Below are 23,691 nucleotides of genomic sequence, written 5' to 3' on the forward strand. Positions count from 1 at the left end.
CCGCACGAGGAGTAGATCCGGCCGAACTTCGTCATCGGCCCCGCCCGGCCGTCACTACCCCGCGCCAAGAGCGGAGGAGGCGAGCATGGACGGCGGAAACCGGGTGGACGGACGACCCGAGGTGCACCTGGTGGCGGGCACCAGGCCGGAGGCGATCAAACTGGCGCCGGTCGCGCGGGAACTGGCCCGCGCCGGGCGGCTGCGGCCCGTGCTCGTGGCGAGCGGTCAGCATCCCGCGATGGTGGCCCAGTCCCTGCGCACGTTCGGCCTGTGTCCACACGAGACCCTCGCGGTGGACCGGCGCACCGGGAGCCAGCCGGAGCTGTACGCCGGAATGCTGCCCGCCCTGGACGCGCTGTGGGCGCGCCGCCCGCCCGCCGCGGTGGTGGTGCAGGGCGACACGGCCACCACGGTCGCCGGGGCGCTCGCCGCGTTCTGGCGGCACGTGCCGGTGGTGCACCTGGAGGCCGGGCTCCGGTCGCACGACCTGGCCGCGCCGTTTCCCGAGGAGGCCAACCGGAAACTCGTCGGCACGCTGGCCGCGTTGCACCTCGCGCCGACCGAGCGGTCCGCGGCGAACCTGGCCGCCGAGGGCGTGCCGGACGAGCGGATCCAGGTGATCGGCAACACCGTGGTGGACGCGGTCCGCGCGGTCTCGGTGTCCCGCCGCCCGTTCGCCGAACGGGAACTCGCCGGAGTCGAACGCCGCGCGCGGTCGGGCGAGACCCGGCTCGCGCTGGTCACCGTGCACCGCCGGGAGTCCTGGGGCGCCCCGATGGCCGCCGTGCTGCGGGCCGTGCGCACCCTGGTGCGCCGCCACCCCGAACTCGAGGTCGTCCTGCCCGCGCACCCCAACCCGGCCGTGCGGGCGCAGGTGACCGCGGCGGTCGGCGGCTGCCCGCGGGTGCTGCTCACCGATCCGCTCGACTACGCCGATCTCGCCCGCCTGCTGGGTTCGTGCACGCTCGTGCTGTCGGATTCCGGTGGCATCCAGGAGGAAGCGCCCACCTTCGGCGTCCCGGTCCTGGTGCTGCGCGAACTCACCGAACGTCAGGAGGCGGTCGACGCCGGGTGCGCGCGGCTGGTCGGCACGGACGAGAACCGGATCGTCACCGCCGCGCACGCCCTGCTGACCGGACCGGAACTGGCCGCGTCGATGGTCGCGGCGGGCAACCCGTTCGGCGACGGGCGCGCGGCGCTGCGCACCGAACAGGCGCTCGCCCGGCTGCTCGGCCTGCGCGCCGAAGCGCCGGAGCCGTTCCTGCCTGGCGCCGAACGGCTCGTCCCCGCCTGAGTTTTCGCCCCGACAAAGTGGAGGAGAAGCATGGAAAACACCGAAAGCACGGACATCGAAGCCGCGGTCTACGCGGCCGTGCAGGACGCGCTCGGCCTGGAGCCCGAGGAGGTCACCGCGGACGCGACCCTGCTGTACGACCTCGGCGCGGAATCCATCGATCTGCTGGACATGCTGTTCCGGCTGGAGCGCTCGCTCGGGGTCAAGATCGAGGCCGCCGAACTGGCCACCTACGTCCAGGGCGGCATCCCGGACGAGGAGTTCGGCGACGCGGCGGAGGTCGTCACGGCCAAGGGACTGGCGCAGCTGGAAACCGTGATGCCGCAGATCGACACCGAAGCGCTGTCCGGCCGCCTCAAGGCCGACGAGGTGCTGGGGCTGTTCACCGTGGACAACCTGGTGCAGCTGGTGCGCAGCCGGGTCGACACCCCCGCGCTGGCCCGGATCGGCCGGTAGAAACCATGCGGTTCCACCTGATCGACCGGATCGACCACGTCGTGCCCGCCGAGTCCATCGCCGCGCGCAAGCTCACCTCCCGGCTGGAGCCGTACTGGCGCGATCACGGCCGGGGGCCGGAGATGCCGGGCGCGCTCGCGCTGGAGGCGTTGTGCCAGGCGGGCAGCTGGCTGGTGCTGATCTCCACCGAACTGCGCAAGCGGGCGGCCCTGCTGTCGGTCGACCGGGTGCGGCTCGGGCCGCCGATCCGGCCGGGCGACGTGCTCGCACTGGACGGGGTCGTCGAATCGATCAACGCCGACCGCGCGGTGCTCTCCGGCGCGGTCCGCACCGGCGGCGAGGTGGTGGTGGCCGCCGAAGCGCTGATGTGCGCGCTGGTCGACACCGAGGACCTGGAGTCGATCGAGGACGTCTCCCGGATGCGGCGCGGGCTGGAACGGCCGGACCGATGAGGCGGGTCGTGATCACCGGGCTCGGCGCGGTCACCCCGCTGGGCAACGACGTGGCGTCCACCTGGGACGGCCTGAAGTCCGGGCGCAGCGGGATCTCCCGGCTGACCACGTTCGACTGCTCGACCTTCCCGGTGCGGATCGCGGGTCAGGTCACCGGGTTCGCCGGGGAGCGCGGACTGTCCCGGGCCGCGGGCTTCGGCCTCGCCGCCGCCCGGGAAGCCCTCGCGGACGCGGGCGAGGGGTGGCGGGCGATCCCGCCGCGCGAACGCGGGGTGGCCTTCGGCGGCACGGTCGGGCGCCCCGAGCTGGACGAGCTGACCGAACTGGCGGACCGGCTCGAAACCGGGGAACTTCCCCGGCAGCGCACCGGAGAAGTCCGGCGGCGGGAACAGAACACCGGGATCGCGGCCATCGCGCGGGCCGGGGACTGCCGGGGCCCGTTCGTCAGCGTCAGCACCGCCTGCGCGGGCGCGGCGCACGCCCTCGGCGAGGCCATGCGGCGGATCCAAGAGGGGGACTGCCGCCTGGTGCTCGCCGGTGGTTTCGACGCGCTCACCACCTGGCTCGACGTGCTCGGTTTCGCCCTGCTGCGCGCGCTGACCAGCGAGTACGACGACGAGCCCGCGCGGGCGTCGCGGCCGTTCGACGCGCGCCGGTCCGGGTTCGTGCTCGGCGAGGGCGCCGTGGTCGCGGTGCTCGAGGACGCCGAACACGCGGCCGCGCGCGGCGCCCGGGTGCACGGCGAGCTGCTCGGCTACGGCTCGACGCTGAACGCCTACCGGATCACCGATTCGCCCCCGGACGGCGGCGGGGCGGCCGGGGCGATGCGCAAGGCGCTCGCGGAATCCGGAGTGGAGGCGTCCGAAGTGGACTACGTGGCCGCGCACGGGACCGGGACGCCGGGCAACGACCTCAGCGAGACCCGCGCGATCAAGGCGGTGTTCGGCGAACACGCGGCCGCGCTGTCGGTCAGCTCGCCGAAGTCGATGACCGGGCACCTGACCTCGGCCGCCGCCGGGGTGAACCTGGTGGCGGCCGTCGGCGCGCTGCGCGAGCAGCTCGTCCCGCCCACGATCAACCTCGAGCACCCGGACCCGGAGCTGGACCTGGACTACGTGCCGGGAACGGCCCGGCGGCGCCCGGTGCGGACGGCGTGCGTGAACGCGTTCGCGTTCGGCGGCGCCAACGCCTCCTTCGTGCTCGGCGCACCGCGATGACCGGCTTCGACCAGGTGCTTTCCGTGCGGGCCGGGGTCCGCGCCGAGGCGATCCGCAACATTCCGTCCACTTTGGACATCTTCGCCACGCACTTCCCCCGGTTCCCGGTGCTGCCGGGCGTGCTCATCCTCGACGAGCTGGCGGCGGTCGCCCGGCTCGCGCTCGGCGACCCGGGCGACGGCTGCTGGCTGCTCGCCGAGGCGCACCGCGTCCGGTACCGGCGGTACGTGGAACCGGGCGACCAGCTCGTGCTCGCCGCCCAGGTCGTCGAGGCCCGCGCCTGCGACGCGGTGTGCCAGGGCGTGGCCCGGGTGGACGGCCGGACCGTAGCCACGGTCCGCGAGCTGCGGATGACCCGGATCGCCACCCGGGAGGAGGTCTGAGTGAACCGCGTCGTGATCACCGGGATCGGGCTGCTCACCGCGCTCGGCGCGGGCCGGACCGACACCTGGAAGGCGCTGCTGGACGGGAAGACGGCGATCGGCCGCCTGCGCGAGGGCGACCGGCTGGGCGCCGAGATCCGGGACTTCGTGCCGGAGCGCTACGCCCCGCGCCGGGCGCTGCGGATGACCACCCGGGCCGATCAGCTGGCGATCGCCGGGGCCGCGCTCGCGGTCACCGATGCCGGGATCGACTTCACCCGCCACGATCCGGAGGACCTCGGGGTTTTCGCCGGTGGCCGCAAGGAGATCTCCAACCCGGAGCACCTGCTCGCCGGGACCCGGGCCGCGCGGGGGCCGGACGGCCGGGCCGATCTCCGGCTCCTGGGGGAACGGGCGACCTCGGCCTTCTACCCGCTGTTCTACGTCGAAGGGCTGCAGTCGGCCGTGCTGTACCACCTGTCCGCCCGGCACGGGCTGCGTGGCGCGAACGCCTACTTCCACGGCGGTCCGGAGGCCGGGCTGACCGCGATCGGGCGCGCCTACCGGTCCCTGCGGCGCGGGGAGTCCCGGGTGGCCCTGGCCGGGGGTTTCGACGACGCGGTCTCCTGGTGGGCACTGTCCGCGAGCGACTCGGTGGTGCCGCCCGGCGAGGGCGCCGCGTTCGTGGTGCTCGAGGAACTCACCGCCGCGCGGGAGCGGGACGCGAAGGTCTACGCCGAGGTCACCGGTTTCGGCGCCACGTTCGGCGAACCGGCCGCACCCCGCGCGCTCGCCGACGCGGGAGTCGCCGAGGCCCGGTACGTCCAGCGGGACGTGCGCGCGGCGACCGGGGACCTGGGCGCGGCGGCGGGCGCGCTGAACGCCGGAGTCGCCGCGCTGATGCTCGACGAGGACGCCGTCCCGCCCGCGCCCGGGGATTCCGGTGGCGCGCGACCCCTGACCGCGCGGCACACCCTCGCGCTCGCGCGGGGACCACAGGGGCAGGAGGCCGCCCTGGTGCTCACGCGGCCCAGCAGGAAGGAGCAGAGAGCGTGAACGCAGTCGCCATCGTCGGCACGGGCGCGGTCACCGCGCTCGGCGGGACGGCCGCCGATCTGTGGGAGGGCGCGGTGTCCGGCCGGGTGGCGATCCGGCCGGCCCAGCACCTCGACCTGACCGGTTACCGGACCAAGGTCCTCGGCGAGGTGGACGTCCGGCCGGACACCCGCGCCCGGTACCGGAGGTTCGCCGCGCACCGCGACCGCGTCCTGGACCTGGCGCTCGCCGCGGCCGAGGAGGCGATGGCGGCGCTGCCACCCGGAACGGTCGCGCCGGAACGGCTCGGGGTCGTGCTCGGCACCTGCAATGCGGGGCTGCTCTCCGCGCAGGACTGGCTGCGCGCCGACGATCCCGATCCGGACCTGCTGGCCACGCTCACCCCGCAGTCGCTCGCCGAAGCGGTCGCCGCCGCGTTCTCCGCGCGCGGGCCGGTGCTGGCCGTGAACACCGCGTGCGCCTCGGGCGCCGGGGCGATCGGGCTGGCCGCCGATCTGGTGCGGCGCGGCCGGGCGGACGCCGTGCTCGCCGGGGGCGTGGACGCGCTGTCCGAGACGGTGATCGCCGGGTTCAACGCGCTGGAGTCGCTGTCCGCCGAGCCGATGGCGCCCTATTCGGCGACGCGCGACGGCCTTTCGCTCGGCGAGGGCAGCGGCATGGTGCTGCTGGTTTCCCCGCGGGCGGATTTGCCCGCGCTCGCCGAAGTGCTCGGCTACGGGCTCGCCGCCGACGGGTACCACGTCACCGCGCCCCGCCCGGACGGCGCGAGCGCGGGCGCGGCGATCGGTTCGGCGCTGCGGCGGTCCGGGGTCGCGCCCGGGGAGGTCGGGTACGTCAACGGCCACGGCACCGGCACACCCCGCAACGATCCGGCCGAGACCCGCGCGATCCGGCACGCGCTCGGCCCCGCCGCCGACCGGGTTCTGGTCAGCAGCACCAAATCCGTCATCGGGCACCTGCTCGGCGCGGCCGGTGCGGTGGAGGCGATCGTGACCGCGCGGGCGCTGGCGGAACGGACCGCGCCGCCGACGGCCGGGTACGTCCGCCCGGATCCCGAATGCGACCTCGACTACGTGCCGGGCGGGCCGCGCTCGTTCGACCGGGAGGTCGCGGTGTCCACGAACTTCGCGTTCGGCGGGGTCAACACCGCGATCGTGCTCGGCCGCCCGGGACGTTCGCTCCCCGAGCCGGTGACCGGCCGGGTGGTGGTGACCGGGGTAGCGGTGCTCGGCCCGGACCGGCGCGTCGAGGTCGATCCCGAGCCGTACCTGGACCGGCGCGCCCGGCGGCGGATGGACCGGCTCGCCGTGTTCGGCGTGGTGGCCGCGGCCCGCGCGCTCGCCGACGCCGGGTTCGCGCCGGGCACCGCGGCGGTCGAGGACATCGGGGTGCTGTTCGGCACCGGGCTGGGGCCGATGGCGGACACCGAGAAGTTCATGCGCCCGCTGCTCGCCGAGGGCGTGTCCGCCGCGCATCCCGGGGTGTTCGTGAACACCGTCTTCAGCCAGGCGCCCGGCCAGATCGCGACCCGGCTCGGGCTGCGCGGGCCGACGAGCACGCTGTCCGCCGGGCACGCCGCCGGGGCCGCCGCGATCGGGTACGCGGCCGATCTGCTGGCGTGCGGGCATGCCGACGCGCTGGTCGCGGTGGCCGCGGACACGCTCACCGACGAGGTGCTGCGCGCCTACGCCGCCCGGTGCCCGGGATTGCCGCTCGCGGAGGGGAGCGTCGCGCTGGTCCTGGAACGCCGGGACGCGGCGCGGGCGCGCGGTGCGCGGATCCTCGGGGAGATCCTCGGCAGCGGTTGCGCTTCCGACGCCCGCCGCGCGGGTGGCTGGGACGCCCGCGGTCGCGGCGCCGAGCGGGCGATGCGCGCCGCCCTGCGCGACGGCGGCCGCGCACCATCCGATGTGGACGGTGTCTGGCTCGCGGCCGCCGGGCTGGCGAGCGCGGACCGGGCGGAAAGCCTCGCGCTGGGCCGGGTGTTCGATCCGGTGCCGGAATGCCATGCGCCGAAACGGGTACTCGGCGAACCGCTGGGTGTCGGCGGGGCGCTGAGCCTCGCGCTCGCGCTGCGGTCGCCGGGCCTGTCCCTGGTCAACAGCGCGTCGCTCGGCGGCACGCATCTGAGTCTCCTGGCCGAGGGGAGGCAGCCGTGAAACCGTTGCAGGGCAAGGTCGCGCTGGTCACCGGCGGTTCCCGGGGCATCGGCCGGGCGATCTGCGCCGCGCTGGCCGCGGACGGCGCCGACGTCGCGGTCGGCTACCTGGGTTCGGCGGGCGCCGCGGCCCAAGTGGTCGAGGAGGCGTGCGCGCGGGGCGTGCGGGCCATCGCGGTACGGGCCGACGTGGCCGAACCGGACCAGGTCGAGGCGATGGTCCGGCGGGTCGGCGACGAACTCGGCGGCCCGCACATCCTGGTCAACAACGCGGGGATCGCCCGGGACGGGCTGGTCTACCACCTCGGCCCGGACGACTGGCTCGAGGTGATGCGCACCAACTTCGGCGGCGTCTTCAACGGCACCAAGAGCGTGCTGCCGCGGTTCATGGCCCAGGGCGAGGGCGTGATCGTCAACGTGTCCTCGGTGATGGCCGAACGCGGGTGGATCGGCGAATCCAACTACGCGGCGTCCAAGGGCGCGATCAACGCGTTCACCCGGTGCACCGCGATGGAAGCCGCGCGGTTCGGCATCCGGGTCAACGCCGTGCTGCCCGGGTTCACCCCGACCGATCTGGTCGGCGGGCTGGTCGACGGGGACTCCGGGAAGAGCATCCGCAAGCAGATCCCGATGCGGCGGTACGGCGAGGTCGAGCAGGTCGCCAGCGCGGTGCGGTTCCTCGCGGGCCCGGAATCGAGTTACCTCACCGGTTCGTTCGTGACCGTGGACGGTGGCGCGGCGACCGCGCTCGGGCTGGGGAGGCCGTCCCTGTGAGGCCGGGAACATCTGAGAACGTAAGCTTTACGCGTAAAGCGAGCGCCGAACGCGCCCCTGCCGAAGGCCCGCTTTCGCGGGGGCAGGGCTCCCTTCAGCGAGAGGCGAGGCTTGGCGGGAAGTCGAGCCCTGTCAACGCGAACGCGGAAGCGCGTTTCAGGAAGAACACCGATTTCGACGTGATCGTGGTGGGCAGCGGGCTCGGCGGGCTCGCCGCCGCGGCCTACCTCGCCCGGTTCGGCCGCCGGGTGCTGGTCGCCGAACGCGCCGACGGGCCGGGCGGTTACGCGCACGCGTTCGAGGCCGGCGGCCGGTACTTCGATCCGGCCATCCACGTGGTGCCCGGCGCGGACGCGGGCGGCACGGTCGACGAGTTGCTGACCTTCCTCGGCGTGCGGGACAACTGCGAGTTCGTCGAATCGGACCTGCTGTATCGGGTGTCCATTAAGGACGATCGCTGGGATGTGCCGTTCGGCGCCGAGGAGTTCGTCGAGGCGCACGTCCGCGCGTTCCCGCGCGAAGCGGCCGGGATCCGCGCGTTCTTCGGGCTGTGCGGGCGCTTCCTCGAAGAGGCGCGGCAGGTTCCGGTGCGACTGGGCATGCGGGAACTGGGTGCGGCGGTGCGGCGGTTCCCGGTGCTGTTCGAGCACCGGATGCGCACGCTCGGCGAGGTGGTCGATCGGTACCTCATCGACCCGCGGTGCAAGGCGCTGTGCACCGCGGGGTGGCCGTACATGGGCCTGCCGCCGTCGCAGTTGTCCTTCGAGCTGTACGCGCGCTTCCTCTTCACCCAGGTGCACGGCCTGTACCACTGCGTCGGCGGGTTCCAGCGCCTGGTGGACGCGTTCGTGCTCGCGATCGAGAGCCGCGGCGGCGTGTTGCGCTACGGCACACCGGTCGAGCGCATCACGCTTGAGAGCGGCGCGGTGACCGGGGTGGTGCTCGGCGGGGAACCCGTGACCGCGCCCGTGGTGGTGTCCGGAGCCGACGCCTGGCAGACCTTCGATTCCTTGGTGGGCATGGGAAACCTGCCGACGGCGTATGTCCGGCGGTTGCGTTCGCTCAAGCCTTCGCTGTCGATGTTCGTGGTGTACGCGGCCACCACCTGCGATCTGGCGGGTGCCACCCACGAGACGTTCGCCTTCCCGGATCCGGATCACGACCGGACTTTCCGGGGCATTCTCGGCGGCGAGGCCGCGGCGAGCGTGATCGTGGTGCCGACGCTGCTCGATCCGTCGCTGGGGCCGCCCGGCGAGCATCTGGTGACCTCGACCGCGCTGGCGCCGTTCGACGCGCCGTGGCCCGAACTCAAGGCTCGGGTCGAGGACGGCTACCTGGGCCTGATCGATCGGATCTACCCCGGTTTCCGGGACGGGCTGACGTTCGCGCAAAGCGCGACCCCGTTGACCTTGCGGCGCTTCACCGCGAACCGCGACGGCGCGGCCTACGGCTGGGAGAACACCCCGGCCCAGGCGGGCAGCAAACGGCTCACCCACCGCACGCCGATCGGCGGGCTCTACCTGAGCGGGCACTGGGCGCAGGCGGCCAGCGCGCTGCGGGTGCTCGTGTCCGGCAGCCACACCGCCCAGGAAATCCTGCGCCAGGAAGGGGAAACCGATGTCGGACCGCGGTGGTGACCTGGACTACGCGGCACTGGCCGTGCGCATCCACGACCGGCTGTGGAACCACGGCGACCTGGCGACCGTGGAGGGCTTCTGCTGGCCGGACCTGGTGGCGTACCTGCCGGAGGAACTCGACCGCGACGGGTTTTCCCGGTACGTGGCGGAAACCCGGGCCGGGTTGCCGGATCTGGCGGTGCACGTGCACGAGACGGTGGCCGAGCGGAACCAGGTGCTGCTGCGCGCGCACGTCACCGGCACGCACCGGGGACCGCTCCTCGGGTTGCCGCCGACCGGGCGCCCGACCCTGCGCACCGAACTGGTCTGGTACCGCTTCCACGGCGGCCGCGTCGCCTGCCTGTGGCGGGAATCCAATCCGCTCGTCGTCCTCGACCAGCTCGGCGTGGTGCCCCCGGAGGACGCGGGTCCCTTCGGCCGGTTCGGCCATTCCCTGCGCACGCTGGCCCGCATGGCCGTCCTCACCGCGAAAGGGGGTCCGAAGTGGACTACGCGGTGAAGGTCCGGGAGTTCGCGGAACGCGCGTGGAGCGTCACCGATCCCGGCGCGCTGGACACCGTGGGTGAGCTGGCGACGCCGGATGCCGTGTTCTACGTCGGCAGCCGCCCGAAAGTGCGCGCGCTTTCGGAGTTCCAGGACCTCGTGCGCGTGATCAAGCGGGGGCAACCGGATCTGCGGTACGAGTTCCTCGACCTGATCACGCAGGGCACCACCGTGGCCGCGCGCCTGCGGTTCACCGGGACGCACCTCGGCCACCTCGCCGGGTTCGTGCCGCCCACCGGAAAACTCCTGTCCCTGACCGAAATGATCGTGGTGCGGATGAACGACCAGGGCCTGCTCACCGAACTGTGGCAGGAATCGGATTTCCACGGGCTGCTGATCCGGGCCGGGGCGATTCCCGCCCCCGGCACCGGTCCGTTCGGCCACCTGACGCACGCCGTGCGCACGCTCGCCCGCGACCTCCGGAGGCACCCATGACCCCGGTGGCGGCGGGTTGTCCGGTCGTCGGGTCCGGGCCGGATCTGGTGCGGGACCTGGTCGGCACGTTCACCCGGGCCTGGCGCGAGCACGGGGACTTCGTGCGGTTCCCGCTGCCCGGCGGCCGCCGGATGTACCTCGCCGTGCACCCCGCGCACATTCAGCACGTGCTCGAGGACCGGCAGCCGAACTACCCGAAGGACCCGTTGTCCATCGGCAAGTTCGAACCGTTCGTCGGGCAGGGACTGTTCACCTCCAACGGGGATTTCCACTTCCGGCAGCGCAGGCTCGCCCAGCCCGCGTTCTCCGGCGCCCGGATCGGCGCGTTCGCGCCCGCGATGGTCGACGCGGCCGGTGACCTCGCGCGGCGGTGGCGACCGGTGGCGCGGGCCGGGGAGACCCTCGACGTCACCGGCGACCTGTTCCGGCTGGCGCTGACCGTGGTGATGCGCACCCTGTTCAGCACCGAGGTCGACGCGGTCGCCGGGAAGATCGCGACCGCGGTCCGCACCTGCAACGCGTACACGAACCTGCGGCTGCAGCGGTTCGTGGAGCTGCCGCCGATCCTGCCCACCCGAGCGCGCCGCCGGTTCCTCGCGGCGCGGGCGGAACTGGACGAGTTCGTCTACGGCCTGATCGCGCGCCGCCGCGAAACCGGAGAGTCCACTTCGGACCTGCTGGGGCGGTTCCTCGGCGCGACCGATCCGGAGACCGGTGCGCGGATGAGCGATCGCCAGGTCCGCGACGAGGTGGTCACCATCTTCCTCGGCGGTTACGAGACGACCGCGCTTTCCCTGACGTGGACGCTTTCCCTGCTGTCCCGGCATCCCGAGGCCGAGCGGCGGGTGCGCGACGAACTCGCCGAGGTGGTCGGCGGCCGCGAACCGCGTGCCGAGGATCTGCCGAAGCTGAAGTACCTGCGCATGGTCTACGCCGAAGCGCTGCGGCTCTACCCTCCCGTGTGGACGATCTCGCGGACCCCGCTCGAGGACGACGTGATCGGCGGGCATCCGGTGGAGCGCGGCGCGCAGGTCTTCCTCAGCCCGTACCTGGTGCACCGGCACCCGGAATTCTGGGTCAATCCGGAGGGTTTCGATCCCGAACGGTTCGCCGGGGGGCCGACCGGCGGCGTGCCCCGGTACGCCTACCTGCCGTTCTCCCGCGGGCCCCGGCTGTGTCCCGGTTCGTCGATCGCGTTGCTGGAGGCCCCGCTGGTGCTCGCGCGCCTGCTGGGCGAGTTCCGGTTCTCGCTCGCGCCCGGTCACCGGTGCGTGCCCACGTCGAACGTTTTCCTCTATCCCGAAGGCGGGATGCCGATGCGCGTCGAGGAGGCGCCGTGAAACCGCTACCACCCGGACCGCGCGGGCACCCGATCTTCGGTTCCTCCCTGGGTTTCCGCCGCGATCCGCTGGGCACGTTCCTGGCCGCGTGGCGCGAATACGGGGATCTGGTGCGGTTGCGCGGCCCGGTCACCGTGTACCTCGTGGCGCATCCGGACCACCTGCGGCACATCCTGGTCGACGAGTTCGAGAACTACCCGCATCCGGCCGATTTCGACCGCAAGGTCTCCGCGTCGGTCGGCCAGGGGCTGGTCACCACGAACGGCGAGCCGTGGCGCGCGCAGCGCCGGATGGCCGAACCCGCGTTCCGGCGCGAACAGATGCATTCCTACGCCGGCGTGATGCTGGAGGGCACCCGGCGGATGCTCGACCGGTGGGGCGGCGAACCGCTCGACATGCAGGCCGAGATGCAGGCGCTGACCCTGGACATCCTCGCGCGCTGCCTGTTCCGCACCGACTGGTCCGCCGACGCCGCCTGGGTGGGCGCTTCCGTGCGGCGGCAGCTGGAACACCTCAACCACAAGCTGATCTCGGTACCGGATCTGCCGGAATGGGTGCCGACACCGCGCAACCGCCGGTTCCTCGCCGCGCGGCGGCGGCTCGACGAGCTGGTCTACCGGTTGATCGGCGAGCGGCGGGATTCGGCGCCGGACGAGGCCGACCTGCTGACCACGCTGATGCACACCCCCGATCCGGAGACCGGGGAGTACATGACCGACCGGCAGCTGCGGGACCAGGTGATGACCCTGTTCGTCGCCGGGCACGAAACGGTCGCCGCGACCCTGACCTGGGTGTGGCACGTGCTGTCCCGGCATCCGGAGATCACCCGGCGGGTCCGCGCGGAACTCGCCGAGGTGCTCGGCGACCGCGAACCCGCGATGGCGGACGTGCCGAACCTGAAGTACCTGCGCCGGGTCCTGGCCGAGGTGCTGCGGTTGTACCCGCCGCTGTGGCAGGTGGCCCGGACCCCGCTGCGCGACGACGTGCTCGGCGGGCACCGGATCCCGGCGGGCTCGTTCCTGCTGCTGAGCACGTATATCACGCACCGGAACCCGGCGTACTGGGACAACCCGGAGGGCTTCGACCCGGACCGGTTCACCCGCGAGCGGTCGGCCGGACGGCCCCGGTACGCGTATTTCCCGTTTCTCGGCGGGCCGCGGAACTGCGTGGGCATGGCCTTCGCGAACCTGGAGATGCCGCTGGTCGTGGCGTCCGTGCTGCGGCGGTTCGACCTCGAATCGGTGCCGGGGCACCCGGTGGAGTTCCAGCCCGATCTGACCCTGCGCGCCCGGCACGGCGTGCTCGTGCGACCCAGGAGGATCGAAGCGGCATGCCCAGCGCACACCTGATCGGCACCGGCGGCTGCCTGCCCGGCGCCCCCATTCCGACCTCGGTGATCGCCGAACTCGCCGGGCCGTTGCCGGACGAGGTGGCCGAGGGCCTGTCGATCCGGCAGCGGCACTGGATCATCGATCCGGTCACCGGGGAGCACCACACCAGCAACTCGGAGCTGGCGTACCGGGCGGTCGTCCGGGCGCTCGCGGACGCGGAGGTCGAACCGGCCGAAGTGGACCTGCTGGTGTGCTCGACCGGGACCCCGGACTACCCGCTGCCGCCGGTGGTGAACCTGGTGCAGGAACGGCTGGGCCTGGCCCGCTGCGCGACCCTGGAACTGCGGTCCGGCGGGGCGGGCGCGGTGCAGGGCCTGGACATCGCGCGGATGTACCTGGAGCGCGGGGTGCACCGGACCGCGGTCGTGGTCGGCAGCGAGGCGATTTCCCCGGTGCTCGCGCCGGTGTACCTCGGCCGCGATCCGGAGCGGATCCGGATGCGCGACCGGATGCCGCTGTACATGTTCGGCGATGGCGCGGGCGCGATCGTGCTGCGCGCGGACGCCGAGCCGGGCGGGGTGCGGGGCGCCGCGATGGCGGCCATCGGCGGCGACCGGCCGGCCGGGATCCGGGCGGTCGGCGGTGGCACGCACGCCCCGATCCACCGGCAGCTCGAGGCGAAACGCCTGGTGGAGTTGAAGGTGGACGTGGTGGGCGCCGGGGACTTCACGCCGGTGCTGGTCACCGAGGCCATCGCCGCGACCCTGCGCGCCACCGGTCTCCCGGCGAACGCGGTCGACGCGTGCGTGCTGCCGGAAGGCAACGTGAACTGGATGCTCGACTCGCTGACCGGAGCAGGACTGGACACCGGCGACTGGCGGGCGCTCGAGGGCCGGATCCTGGACAGCCTGCCCACCATGGGCGCGGTCGGCAGCGCCGCGGTGCCGCTCTTCCTGGACGAAGCCCGCCGATCCGGCCGGGTGAAACCCGGGCACCGGGTCCTGCTCATCGGCCTCGAAGCCACCAAGTGGATCTACGCGGGCGCCCTGCTCGACCTCTGACCGGGTATCGCCGAGCTTTCATGAGGGGACCCCTCCGGACAAAATTTGTCTGGAGGGGTCCCCTCATGAAACCCGCCGGGCTTCCGGGCTAGTGGAAGTCGATGGGGACGGTGATCGTGCGGGTTTCGCGCGGGGTGGTGACGGTGACGGTCGCGTTGCCCGGTTTCGGGGGCATCGACTCCAGCACCACCCAGGTGTGCAGCTTCTCGCCCGGTTTGAGCTGGACGTTGCAGTGCACCCGGTTCCCGGTCGGATCGCAGCGCACGTCGAACGACTGCACCGCCGACCCCTCGGGCGGGACGATGTCGATCGTCGCGTCCAGCGGGATCTCCGCCGAACTCGTGATGTCCAGCGGCAGCTTCGCCCACCACCCCATGATGAAGAACGGTTTGGGTTCGATCAGCAGCTGGCTCGGCCGCGGCACGTCCACCCGCACCGGGCTGAGCGTCATGGTCGCCCGGCCGGTCGACGCCTTCGTGGTGAGCGTTCCGGACAGCGCGCCGGTGATCGCCTGCAGCGGCACCGACAGTTCGGCCTCCGCCGCCGCGGCGAGCCCGGCGACCGTGGTGCAGGTGATCACCGATCCGGACTGCGTGCACTTCATGCCCTTGGTCGCCGCCGCCCGCACCGCCGCGGTGCCGCTGAGCTGGACGCCACTGGGCACGGTCATCGTGATGGTGATCGAACCGCTCACCGACTGCCCGGAGTTCCGCGCCACGAACGACAGATCGGCCGGGCCGCGGTCGGGGGGCAGCGTGATCGCGTCCGTGTTCGGCCGCACGGTCACCTCGGCGGGCGTCGGCGCGGGTTGCGCCACCGGTTCCGGCTGCGGCGGCGGAGCCGGTGTCGCCGACGGGACGACCGGCGGCGCGCCGATCGCCTGCTTGGGCGTGTCGATACCGGGGACCCCGACCAGCACGCCGAGCACGACGGCCATGGTCAGCGCGGCGCCCGAGCCCGCCACCGACAACCAGTGCGAGGAAAACTTCGCCGGAAACACCGTTCCGGCGGTGCTCGCCACGGACGAGACGGCCGCCTGCGCCTTGGTCTGCGCCAGGTAGGCCGCCGCCGCGCCCCCGAGCACGAGCGGGGCGACGACCGCGCGCAGCGAACCGTTCAGATCGGTGATCTCCTGCGCGATCAACCGGCACCGCTCGCATTTGTCCAGGTGCACCTCGATCTGCATGACCTCGCGCTTGCGGATCGCGCCGCGCGCCCACGCGCCGAGCCGTTCCCGGACCGCCTGGCAGGACGCGACATCGGTGCTGGCCAGATGCGCCTGCAGGTACGCCTGGCGCAGCCCCTCCCGCGCGCGGTAGGCCAGCACGGCGACGGCGTTCGGGGTCATCCCGAGCAGCGGCGCGACCTCGGTCGGGGTCTGGCCCTCTATCTCGGTGTGCCACAGCACGGCCTGCCACCGCTCCGGCAGCCGGCTGAACGCGCGGCTGACGATCGAGGATTCCTCGGCCGCGAGCACGGTGTCGGCGTGGATCTCGCCGACGTCGTGCTCGGTCATCGTGCCGCCGAGGCTGAGCTTGCGGTTGCGCCGGTAGTACTCGTTCGCGACGTTGCGCAGGGTGGACAGCAGGTAGGTACGGAAGGCCAGGGTCGGACCGCCGTCGCGGCGGATCGCGTCCAGCACCCGGGCGAACGCCTCGGCGACGAAGTCGTCCACGTCCGCCGCGCTCTTGGTGATGTGCCAGGCCAGGTTGCGGGCGGCCGTGCTGTGCCGCTCGTAAAGCACGCGGTAGGCAGCGTCCGAACCCTCGCGTGCCTCCTTGATCAACTCTCCGTCGCTGCGATCGAGCGCCGCCGAGAGCTCCGTAGTCATGCGGATCCTTCCCATCAGTCGCTGAGACAAGGATGCTTCCGGCCCTCGCGGATTACGCGCCCTTGCGAACTTCTTGGGCAGGGAGGCGAACGGACCGGCCCTACGGCGAAGCCGGTCGTCGGCCAGAGGCAAATTACTGCAGCCGGGACCGCCGGGCAATAACGTCTGCCGCTTTCCGGCCCACCGGTCAGAAACCGCGCGGCGGATGCCATTCCGGGCGCTCCCGGTGCCCCGCGCCAAATGTTTTGCCGCCAAGTGCGTAATCCTGGCGGACCTGCTCCGTCTACGTCGCGGTCGAACCGAGAGTGAGGCGGGTAGCTGGATGGAGTCGGTGAACTCCGTGGTGGGGATTGCGTCCGTGGTGATTCTGTCGTTCAGCCTGACCTACTTCACGGTCATGGTCTTCAAGGGCGTCACCTTCGTCCGGAGGTCCCGGCTGCGGCTCGGTGATCAGGAGGCCGCCGCCTCCAGCGGGCCCATCCCGCGGCACTACTCGGTGTACTTCCTGGTCGCGGCCCTGAACGAGGCCGCGGTGATCCGCGGCACCGTGCACCGGCTCGCGGCGATCCGCGGTGACTGCCGGGTCGTCGTGGTCGACGACGGTTCGGACGACGGGACCGGGCACCACGCCGCGATGGTCGGCGGGGACCGGGTGCACGTGCTGCGCCGCACACCCCCGAACGCGCGGCAGGGAAAAGGTGAAGCGCTCAATTACGGGCTGCAGTACGTGTTATTCGATGTTCAACGGAGAAGGCTGGATCGCCGCCGGGTTCTGCTCTGCGTGATGGACGCGGACGGGCATCTCTCCGAAGGTGCTCTGGAACACGTGCTTCCGTTGTTCGACGCGCCCGATGTCGGCGGGGTGCAGCTCAGTGTCCGCATCCGGAATACCGACCGGCTCATCACCCGGTTCCAGGACGTCGAGTTCTGGATTATCTCCGCGATGACACAATTTGGCAGGGTCGCGCCCGGAACTGTCAGCCTGGGCGGAAACGGCCAGTTCACCCGGTTGTCCGCGCTGGGCGAGGTCGGCGGGCGGCCGTGGAGCAAATCGCTGACCGAGGACCTCGACCTGTCCATCAGCCTCAACGTCCGGGGCTGGCGCACGGTCACCACGCCGCGTGCGTACGTGGATCAACAGGGCGTCACGAAGTACCGGGCGCTGCTCAAGCAGAGAGCGCGCTGGTACCAGGGCACCATGATGTCGATCACGCGCCTGCCGGAGATCTGGCGGGCGCGTTTCCTGTCCAACAAGGGCGTTTTCGAGCTGTGCGCCTACGTGCTCGTGCCGTGGGTGATCGTGCTGCCGTGGTCGGTCATCCAGCACTACGCCCTGCTGCAGGCGTTGCTCGGCAACGTGTCGATGTTCCCTGCCATTTCCGGGGGCTCGGTCCCGGTGCGGGTGGCCTACGCGCTGTTCTGGTACCTCACCGCGTTCTTCCCGAACATCATCATCGGCACGCTCTACAGCCGCCGGACCCGGCAGGTCGGCCTGCTCCGCGCGCTCGCGCTCGGCCACCTCATGCTGCTGTGGAACTACGTGGGCTACGCGGCGACCTACCAGGCGCTGTGGCGGATCCTGCGCGGTAAACGCGGCTGGGCGAAGACCGCGCGCGTGGTCGAGCAGGCCGAGGAGGCGATGGTGCTGACCGGGCCGATCCCGCGCCGCCCGATGCCCCCGGCCATGCCGCGGGTGCGGCACGTGCCGCCGGTCCGGTCCTTCGGCCGCCACGCGCTGCGCGAGGAACGGCCGGGCGTGCTGCGCCCGGTGGTCGTCACCGGCGGCCGCCCCTCGGGGCGGCACGCGCTGCGGGAGGACCGCCCGCGACCGACCCCCGTCCCGCGGCGGTCGTACGCCGCGCATGCCTTGCGGGAGGAAGAACGCTAGCCACAGCAGGGAAAACGGACCCGGCCGCACGGTGCGGCCGGGTCGCTTGAACTCGTTTCGAAGGGAGAAGTGCGAATGTACGGAATTGGCGGCGGGGTCGCCGCCGGAGCGGGTGGCGCGAGCGCCGTGGTGCTCGCGGCCACCGGGGCCCCGATCGTCTGGCCGATCGTGCTCGGCGTGGTGCTGATCGTCGCGGGGGTGCTGCTCCTGCGCGCCCGGCGGGCCCGGGCCCGCCGGTTCGAAGCCATCGAAGACCACCCGACCCAGGTCATCCCGCTACCCACCCGGCGCCCCGGCCCCCGCTGACCGGCCGCCGAACTTTCCTGAGGGGACCCCTCCGGACAAATTTCGTCTGGAGGGGTCCCCTCATGACATCGACCGGGCCCCGCGCACCAAGAAGCGGTGGCAGCGCCCGGGGGCGCCACCACCGCTTCGGGGTGACGTGGATCAGGAGGTCTCGGAGCCGTTGTGGCGGCGGCGGTAGTAGGCGAACCCGCCGATCCCGCCGAGCGCCAGCGCGGCCGCGCCGACCGCCTCGGGCGCGGCCACCGGCACCTCCGGGGTGGGGATGTTCGGGCCGCAGGTCGTCTTGCCCTTCTCGATCCAGGCGCCGCCCTGGCCGAGGACGTTGATCGACAGCGCGGTCACGGTGATCACGCCGTCCTTGCGCACCTGCTTGTTGGCCAGCACCTCGCCCAGCTCGCCGGGCAGCTTCACGCCGAAGTTCGGCGGCGGGTTGAACGGGATCTTCAGCTCGCCGAGCGGCACGCCGTTCGGGCCGATCACCGAGATGGCCACGCTGGCCAGCGTCGTCCCGCCCTTCAGCTCACCGCCGTTCGCCTCGCACCAGCTGTCCAGCGCGTTCTCCTTGATCCGGATCTCGGCCACGTTCGGCAGCCCCACGGTCAGCGCCGCGTCCGCCACGTTCACCGAGGCCTGCGACTTGCCCTTGTCCTTGTCCCCGGTCGCGGAGACGCCCAGGCCGGTCAGCTCCAGCTTGATCACGTTGCCGATGTTCAGCTTGGGCTGCTCGATGGTGCCGCCGGGCGGGTACTCCTGCACCACCGGGTCGAGGATCGTCTGGTTCAGCACCGTGCCCTTGATGAGCTCGGCCTTCGAATACGCCTTGCCGCTGTCGCTGTCGCCCGAGGCGAACGCCGGGGCCCCGCCGACGGCGGTGAGCAGACCGGCCACTCCGAGCGTGGCGAGTGCCCGGCGGGCATGGGTGGATCGCACTGAGTTCTCCTATTCGTCACGTGGACTCGCATCTGGCGCGAGAGAGGTGGTGCAAGCGGTGACGGGTTCACGCCGCCGCTGGGGCCGGAGTGGTTCAGGGGTTTCCCGTCGGAATCGAGCCAGCCGGAAGGCGGGTTCGTGCTTTGCGCCGCCGAGCCTGTGACGCGCGGGCGCGGGCGGGCAAGGCTTTCGGGACGAATACCTCGCCGCGGGGGAGCAAGGTTACCGCTCCGGTGGTATTGCGCGGGCCCTCGCACAACCCGTGCCGGGGTGGCGGAAAAAATTCGAAGTTGGCGCGTAATCGACCCAGGGGTGGCGCATCTGAGCCCCGGCAGCTCGTACCGGGCACCCGGCCCGGAATTCGCTGCGGGAGGTCAGAGCATGAATTGTCATCGATATGCCGGAAGGCTCGGCGCGCTGGTGCTGGCGGCCGGTGTCATTTCCCTGACCGGTGGCTGTTCGAACGACGACCCGGCGGATCAGGCCGGGCGCCCGGTCGTCCTCGCCCCGGCCGACGCGCCGACCACGGCCGAGGTCGATTCCGTGGTGCGCGGGACATTCGACGCGGTCGGCCGGGCCTACAGCTCGGGCGATCCCGGCCCGCTGGACCGGACGACCACCGCGGCGTGCGGGCTCTGCGCGGGGTGGAAGCACATGACGAAACTCCTGGCGCAGAAAGAAGTCAGGTTCCGTCCCGACGAGGTCGCGACCCTGGTCCGGTCGGTTTCGGACGTCCGGGCGGATTCCGGCCGGGCGCACGCCGTGGCCGCGGTCTCCGAGCCGCCGCTGCCGTCGGACGGCAAGGGCGGGCCACCGGCCCGGATAGACCGCACCTATCAAATAAGCCTGGTCCGCGACGGCGGTTCCTGGCGCATCGACGGCGTGGCCGAACCCGGCTCCGCGAAATAGTCCTTTTCCGTCATTCAAACCGGTAACGCCTGTCAGTTCGCCGATTCTGTGAGACATCGAGGAGATTGGTGATGGGTAACGAATGGAACGGGAATGCGCCCGGCCGGGACCAGTGCGCCACCACGGATGTCCGCGGCCGCCATCGCGCCGCCCCGCCGACCGGGCCTTCTAAGAGCCGGATTCCGATCGCGCTGGGTGTGACGATCGCCGCGGGCGCGATCCTGCCGGTGGTGGTGTCGAACACCGGGCTCTTCTCCGGCCCGTCGAACGTGCCGATCTTCGCGACCGCGATCCCGTCCACGGCCACGTCGAAACTCATTCCCCCGCTCGCCCGGGACGAACCCGCGCCGGATCTGAACACGCTGTCCGGGACCCCGCTCGCCCCCGCCGAGCGGGAGCAGCCGGAACCCGTCCCGGTTCCCGAGCCCCGGCCCCCGGCCGAGCGGGCGGAACCGCCGATCGCCCAGCCGGTGCGGACCGAACCGAAGCAGCAGGCGCCGGTCCAGGCCGTCGCGGCGAAAGCCCGGCCGGCCCCGATCGACACGGCCGCCGAACTCGCCCACGTCGTGCAGCCCGCCGAAGTGGCGCGGCCCGCCGGGAAAGCGCCGGAAGAACCGGTGCGGACCGCGCACACCGTCCGGACCTTCGCCGGGCACCCGGTGCTGGCCCAGTCCCTGTTCGCCGTGTTCTCCGCGACTTTCCGGGACAGTCCGGTGCTGGCCGAATCGGTGACCGCGGTGTACGCCGAGCGGCTGGCCACCCCGGAAGAGTCCACTGTGGACCTGCTCGAACTGGTCCGCCCGGTGATCCAGGGCATCACCGACGTGCTGACCAAGGGCATCGCCCACGCGCTCGACCACATCGAGCACCCCCAACCCGAACCAGAAACGGAGCAGTCGAATGGCAGTGCGGATCCAGCCCGGTGACCAGCAGCCCCCGCGGCCGGACGAGGGCCGGCGACTGACGATCCTCTTCGGCGTGCTCGTCGCGGTGCTGTGCGCGCTGGGCATCGTGTTCCAGCGCGACATCCGGATGTTCGAAGCCTGGTGCTCGGCGCGGATCATCGGCCTGTTCGGCGAGACCTCGGTCCACGACACCGTGGTGTACGCGTGGCTCGAGGAGCGCAACGCGATCGGCCTGGACATCACGACCAGTTGCACGGTCGGCATTCTCGGCCTGCCCGTGCTGATCGCGGTCGCGGTGCTGGCCTGGCGCCGGAAGATGGGCAAGCGGCGGCTGCTGCTCGCCGGGCTGGCCGGGCTCGGCGCGGTGTTCCTGGGCAACCAGCTCCGCCTGCTCGCGATCGCCTTCGCGACCCGGTGGTGGGGCTCCAAGGTCGGCTTCGACTTCTCGCACCACGTGATCGGCAGCGTCATCAGCCTGGTGACCGCGTGCCTCGGCGTCGCGCTGGTGATCTGGGCGAGCACGCGGGGCAAGGCGCAGGCGAAGCTGACCCGGGCTTACTGACAGCCGCGAGGGGAAAGGGGAATCTTCAGGTGAGCGATGCCGAGGAACGGGTGCGGCGCACCGTATCGGCGTGGCGCGCGGGCAGTATCGCCCTCGGCTGGGCCTATCCCGACGACTGGGAGGTGCCGGAGGTGATCGAGGTGGCCGAGGCCGCCCTGGGCGAGGCGGATCTGCTCGGCCCGCTCGAGCGCCTCGGCCGGGCCCGAGCGCGCGGCGGCATCGACCTGCGCGAGACCCTGGCGGATCTCCTCACCCTGCGGGAGGTTCTCGACACCGAAGCGTCCACTTCGGACGATCTGCCGTCCGCCTGGTTGCGCGCGGCCGCGGAGGGCTGGGCGGACGAGGCGGCCGACGAACTCGCACTGTCCCGTTTGGACGACGGGCTCACCGGCCTGGCGACCGCGCCGTACCTGCGCACCCGGCTGCTCGAGGTGTACCAGGAATGCGACGCGAACTCCGTCGAAACCTCCGCGCGCTACGAGTTCGTCGCGGTGGCCCTGGACGTTTCCGGGCTGCCGACGATGACCGCGCTCGCGGCCATGGTGCTGACCGCGGCCGCGCTGGACGCGGTCTTCTCCAACGGCGAGACGCGGGCCCTGCTGGCGACGACGACGGCGGTCGTGCTGACCCCGCGCAGCGGGCTGGTCCCGGCGCGGGCGCTCACCGCCCGGGCGTTCGTCGAACGCGGGCTCGCCGTCGAGCACATCCCGGCCGACGTGGTCCGGGTGTGGCGGGTCCGGTTGCCCGGCACCTACGCGGCGGCCTGCCGCCTGATCCGCGCGCTGTCCCGCGGCAGCCACGAAATCGATCCACACCTCCAATCCGGCTTGGGAGTACCGAAATGAATGTGGTGAACGGCCGTTTCGCCCCGCCCGCCGGGAAGGGCGGGCGCAACGCGATGGCGCTGGCGGGTGACCCGCCCGCGCCGCGAAGACCGTCCCCGGCCCCCTGGCAGCCCCGGCTCGTGCGCTCTGCCCCGGACGACCGTCCCGCGCGTTCGTCCCGCCGCCTCAGCGTGGTGGTCTTCAGCGAGATCCCGCTGCTCTGCGAGGGATTCGCGCGCCTGGTCGAACGCATGCCGGAGGCCGAACTGGCCGACACCGTGCATTCGGTCCAGGCGGCGGACGCGCGGCTGCGGGCCCGCCCGGTGGACGTGCTGGTGGTGGACGAACAGGCCGATCCGCGGTTCGACGCCGTGCGCGTGCTGTCCCGCCGCCACGTCCGGACCAGCGTGACCGTGCTGCTGGCCCCGCGCACGCCCGCGACCGCGCATGCCGCGGAGGCCATGCGCGCGGGCGCGGCGAACGCCGTCCCCGCCGCCGCGCGGACGGAACTGCTGACCGAGGCGATCCGGCACGCCACCCGCCGGGAACTCCCCGAAACCGCGGATTCCGACACCGGCGGTTTCCGGACGGTCGTCGAATTCGGCGGGCCCGGTGGCGTGCTTTCTCCGCGGGAAACCGAGATCCTGCAACTCATCGCGCAGGGTTTGGACAATCACACCATCGCGCAGCGGTTGGTACTTTCGGTGGAAACGGTCCGGACGCACGCCCGCAACCTCGCCCGCAAACTCGGGGCCCGCAGCCGGGTCCAGGTCGCGGCGATCGCCTACCAGTCCGGGTTCGTCACCACCACCGCCGAATGAATGCACTCTCCGCGCAAAGGAAAACGCACGTGAAAGGTCGGATTTCCCCCACACGGTGACAACCGCGCAGCGCACCTTGTCCCGCGCCGAAACGGTCGCCACAATGGGAAATCCGGCCATCACGGCATGATTTCTTTCTTTCCCGAGGAGATTCGCATGCGTAAGAAATACGCGCTGAGAACCGGCCTGGCCGTCCTCGCGGCGCTCGCCACTTCGGCTTTCCTCCCGGTCCACGCCGCCGCGGCCCCGGTGGACAAGCCGGTCTGCAAGGGCATCGGCAACGGTGACCTGTGCATCGAGAAGACGCCGACCGGCAAGCCCGGGGAGATCCACGTCTGGTACGTCAAGAAAAAGGGGCCCCAGGTCACCGCCTATCTGGCCTGGCAGAACCTGAAGGGCGGAAAGCCGGACGGAAAGATATTCGGCTCCACTCCGGTGCCGATGGTCGCGGGCAAGACGTACAGCCAGAAGTGGCCTACTTACATCGGCCCCGGCTGCACCCAGGGTCTCATTCAGGAAACCGCGCCGAAGAAACAGCTGATCAGGGGTCCGGTTTCCTGCGGTTGATCCATTCGGGCGACGCGTTGTCCGTTCGGGTG

The 23,691-nt window shown here is 72.1% G+C and carries 24 protein-coding genes; 22 read left to right on the forward strand and 2 right to left on the reverse strand.

The features are described 5' to 3' along the window. Positions 1 to 85: 85 nt before the first annotated feature. The 14 genes from wecB (at position 86) to FXO23_RS13320 (ending at position 14,116) form a co-directional block, all read left to right on the forward strand. Entirely contained in the window at positions 86 to 1,294 is a 1,209-nt protein-coding gene (gene wecB, locus FXO23_RS13255) for a non-hydrolyzing UDP-N-acetylglucosamine 2-epimerase (protein WP_158884492.1), read from the forward strand. A gap of 30 nt (positions 1,295 to 1,324) precedes the next feature. Beyond that, positions 1,325 to 1,750: an acyl carrier protein gene (locus FXO23_RS13260; RefSeq protein ID WP_158884494.1), complete on the forward strand. Its 426-nt coding sequence runs from the start codon at positions 1,325 to 1,327 to the stop codon at positions 1,748 to 1,750. A gap of 5 nt (positions 1,751 to 1,755) precedes the next feature. Further along, complete coding sequence (locus tag FXO23_RS13265) at positions 1,756 to 2,202, forward strand: hotdog family protein (RefSeq protein WP_158884496.1); 447 nt, start codon at positions 1,756 to 1,758, stop codon at positions 2,200 to 2,202. Beyond that, complete coding sequence (locus FXO23_RS13270) at positions 2,199 to 3,419, forward strand: beta-ketoacyl-[acyl-carrier-protein] synthase family protein (RefSeq protein ID WP_158884498.1); 1,221 nt, start codon at positions 2,199 to 2,201, stop codon at positions 3,417 to 3,419. The genes FXO23_RS13265 and FXO23_RS13270 overlap by 4 nt, the downstream gene beginning before the upstream one ends. Then, on the forward strand, positions 3,416 to 3,802 hold the full coding sequence (locus FXO23_RS13275) for a 3-hydroxyacyl-ACP dehydratase FabZ family protein (RefSeq protein ID WP_158884500.1): 387 nt from the start codon (positions 3,416 to 3,418) through the stop codon (positions 3,800 to 3,802). The genes FXO23_RS13270 and FXO23_RS13275 overlap by 4 nt, the downstream gene beginning before the upstream one ends. Further along, positions 3,803 to 4,837, forward strand: coding sequence for a beta-ketoacyl synthase N-terminal-like domain-containing protein (locus tag FXO23_RS13280; protein ID WP_158884502.1), 1,035 nt, complete (start codon positions 3,803 to 3,805; stop codon positions 4,835 to 4,837). It abuts the gene before it with no gap. Beyond that, complete coding sequence (locus tag FXO23_RS13285; RefSeq protein ID WP_218951976.1) at positions 4,834 to 6,996, forward strand: beta-ketoacyl-[acyl-carrier-protein] synthase family protein; 2,163 nt, start codon at positions 4,834 to 4,836, stop codon at positions 6,994 to 6,996. The genes FXO23_RS13280 and FXO23_RS13285 overlap by 4 nt, the downstream gene beginning before the upstream one ends. Next, a complete protein-coding gene (locus FXO23_RS13290; protein WP_158884504.1) occupies positions 6,993 to 7,769 on the forward strand; it encodes an SDR family NAD(P)-dependent oxidoreductase in 777 nt (258 codons plus the stop codon). The genes FXO23_RS13285 and FXO23_RS13290 overlap by 4 nt, the downstream gene beginning before the upstream one ends. Positions 7,770 to 7,948: 179 nt before the next feature. After that, complete coding sequence (locus FXO23_RS13295) at positions 7,949 to 9,406, forward strand: phytoene desaturase family protein (RefSeq protein ID WP_158884506.1); 1,458 nt, start codon at positions 7,949 to 7,951, stop codon at positions 9,404 to 9,406. Next, a complete protein-coding gene (locus tag FXO23_RS13300; RefSeq protein ID WP_158884508.1) occupies positions 9,387 to 9,905 on the forward strand; it encodes an ester cyclase in 519 nt (172 codons plus the stop codon). Before FXO23_RS13295 ends, FXO23_RS13300 begins: the two co-directional genes overlap by 20 nt. Further along, the gene (locus FXO23_RS13305) at positions 9,890 to 10,384 is read left to right on the forward strand and encodes an ester cyclase (RefSeq protein ID WP_158884510.1); all 495 of its coding nucleotides are present in this window, start codon (positions 9,890 to 9,892) and stop codon (positions 10,382 to 10,384) included. Before FXO23_RS13300 ends, FXO23_RS13305 begins: the two co-directional genes overlap by 16 nt. Continuing rightward, positions 10,381 to 11,724, forward strand: coding sequence for a cytochrome P450 (locus FXO23_RS13310; RefSeq protein ID WP_158884512.1), 1,344 nt, complete (start codon positions 10,381 to 10,383; stop codon positions 11,722 to 11,724). Before FXO23_RS13305 ends, FXO23_RS13310 begins: the two co-directional genes overlap by 4 nt. Next, positions 11,721 to 13,073, forward strand: coding sequence for a cytochrome P450 (locus FXO23_RS13315; RefSeq protein ID WP_158884514.1), 1,353 nt, complete (start codon positions 11,721 to 11,723; stop codon positions 13,071 to 13,073). The genes FXO23_RS13310 and FXO23_RS13315 overlap by 4 nt, the downstream gene beginning before the upstream one ends. Then, positions 13,055 to 14,116, forward strand: coding sequence for a 3-oxoacyl-ACP synthase III family protein (locus FXO23_RS13320; protein ID WP_158884516.1), 1,062 nt, complete (start codon positions 13,055 to 13,057; stop codon positions 14,114 to 14,116). Before FXO23_RS13315 ends, FXO23_RS13320 begins: the two co-directional genes overlap by 19 nt. Before the next feature lie 88 nt (positions 14,117 to 14,204). On the opposite strand, the gene FXO23_RS13325 is transcribed toward FXO23_RS13320, so the two are convergent. After that, the gene (locus FXO23_RS13325; protein WP_158884518.1) at positions 14,205 to 15,947 is read right to left on the reverse strand and encodes a sigma-70 family RNA polymerase sigma factor; all 1,743 of its coding nucleotides are present in this window, start codon (positions 15,945 to 15,947) and stop codon (positions 14,205 to 14,207) included. 358 nt (positions 15,948 to 16,305) lie between these two features. Between FXO23_RS13325 and FXO23_RS13330 the strand changes: the two genes are divergently transcribed. Both FXO23_RS13330 and FXO23_RS50750 read left to right on the forward strand, forming a co-directional pair. Continuing rightward, on the forward strand, positions 16,306 to 17,835 hold the full coding sequence (locus tag FXO23_RS13330) for a glycosyltransferase family 2 protein (RefSeq protein ID WP_218951977.1): 1,530 nt from the start codon (positions 16,306 to 16,308) through the stop codon (positions 17,833 to 17,835). Positions 17,836 to 17,910: 75 nt separating this feature from the next. Further along, entirely contained in the window at positions 17,911 to 18,141 is a 231-nt protein-coding gene (locus FXO23_RS50750) for an LPXTG cell wall anchor domain-containing protein (protein ID WP_179956758.1), read from the forward strand. A 141-nt stretch (positions 18,142 to 18,282) separates the two neighbouring features. On the opposite strand, the gene FXO23_RS13340 is transcribed toward FXO23_RS50750, so the two are convergent. Then, positions 18,283 to 19,071, reverse strand: a complete 789-nt coding sequence (locus FXO23_RS13340; RefSeq protein ID WP_158884520.1) for a choice-of-anchor P family protein — start codon at positions 19,069 to 19,071, stop codon at positions 18,283 to 18,285. Positions 19,072 to 19,452: 381 nt separating this feature from the next. Between FXO23_RS13340 and FXO23_RS13345 the strand changes: the two genes are divergently transcribed. The 6 genes from FXO23_RS13345 (at position 19,453) to FXO23_RS13370 (ending at position 23,659) form a co-directional block, all read left to right on the forward strand. Then, entirely contained in the window at positions 19,453 to 19,980 is a 528-nt protein-coding gene (locus FXO23_RS13345) for a hypothetical protein (RefSeq protein ID WP_158884522.1), read from the forward strand. Between the two features lie 71 nt (positions 19,981 to 20,051). After that, positions 20,052 to 20,906, forward strand: coding sequence for a hypothetical protein (locus FXO23_RS13350; RefSeq protein ID WP_158884524.1), 855 nt, complete (start codon positions 20,052 to 20,054; stop codon positions 20,904 to 20,906). Then, positions 20,881 to 21,447: an exosortase/archaeosortase family protein gene (locus tag FXO23_RS13355; RefSeq protein WP_158884526.1), complete on the forward strand. Its 567-nt coding sequence runs from the start codon at positions 20,881 to 20,883 to the stop codon at positions 21,445 to 21,447. Before FXO23_RS13350 ends, FXO23_RS13355 begins: the two co-directional genes overlap by 26 nt. 29 nt (positions 21,448 to 21,476) lie before the next feature. Then, entirely contained in the window at positions 21,477 to 22,292 is an 816-nt protein-coding gene (locus FXO23_RS13360; protein ID WP_158884528.1) for a GGDEF domain-containing protein, read from the forward strand. Then, entirely contained in the window at positions 22,289 to 23,092 is an 804-nt protein-coding gene (locus tag FXO23_RS13365) for a helix-turn-helix transcriptional regulator (RefSeq protein WP_158884530.1), read from the forward strand. The genes FXO23_RS13360 and FXO23_RS13365 overlap by 4 nt, the downstream gene beginning before the upstream one ends. A 156-nt stretch (positions 23,093 to 23,248) precedes the next feature. After that, positions 23,249 to 23,659 (forward strand): hypothetical protein, encoded by a 411-nt coding sequence (locus FXO23_RS13370; RefSeq protein ID WP_158884532.1) that lies wholly within the window; start codon positions 23,249 to 23,251, stop codon positions 23,657 to 23,659. Positions 23,660 to 23,691: the final 32 nt, after the last annotated feature.

The organism is Amycolatopsis anabasis, from assembly GCF_009765355.1.
Classification (GTDB): domain Bacteria; phylum Actinomycetota; class Actinomycetes; order Mycobacteriales; family Pseudonocardiaceae; genus Amycolatopsis; species Amycolatopsis anabasis.